The 611-nt window shown below is 40.6% G+C and carries 1 protein-coding gene; it reads right to left on the bottom strand.

Going from position 1 to position 611, the window contains the following annotated elements; genetic code table 11:
* Window positions 1-30: 30 nt before the first annotated feature.
* On the bottom strand, window positions 31-611 hold a 581-nt coding region (locus L950_RS25500; RefSeq protein ID WP_021191353.1), incomplete at its 5' end, for an IS3 family transposase.

The following is a 611-nucleotide window of genomic DNA, read 5'->3' as shown; positions in this document are numbered from 1 at the left end:
TGGAATTGCAACAATAAAGTAGACATTCGGTTAAGCTGCAATATTTTGTTTGTTTAAATTTCTTCCGAATTCCTCTGGGGACACGTATCCAAGTGCAGAATGTAGCCTTTTACGATTGTACCAAGTCTCAATATACTCGAATACAATGCGTGCTGCGTGCTCTTTGTCAATGAACTTGTATTGATAGACACATTCGGCTTTAAGTGTTTTAAAGAAGCTCTCTGCTACTGCGTTGTCCCAGCAATTACCTTTTCGGCTCATGCTTCTGATGATCAAGGGATTTTTCTCCAGTAGCCATCGAAATTCATTACAAGCATACTGGACCCCACGATCAGAATGAAAAATGAGCTGCTGAGTGACTGGTCGTCTTGATTGCGCCATTTTGAAAGCAGGAAGTACGGTATCGTTTGCTTTCATTGTGGTACTTAATGCCCAGCCGATGATTTTTCTATCACCTAGATCAATCACCGTTGTTAAATACAGCCAGCCTTGCCTGGTTCTAATGTAAGTAATATCGGATACCCAGACAGCACCCAATATTCCAGGCTTAAAATCGCGTTCCAGTAAATTTTCTGGAACAGGAAATTTATGGTTTGAATCTGTAGTAACTT

The organism is Sphingobacterium sp. IITKGP-BTPF85 (assembly GCF_001006065.1).
In the GTDB taxonomy this organism is placed as follows: domain Bacteria; phylum Bacteroidota; class Bacteroidia; order Sphingobacteriales; family Sphingobacteriaceae; genus Sphingobacterium; species Sphingobacterium anhuiense.
This window is presented reverse-complemented; position numbering and strand designations above follow the sequence as displayed.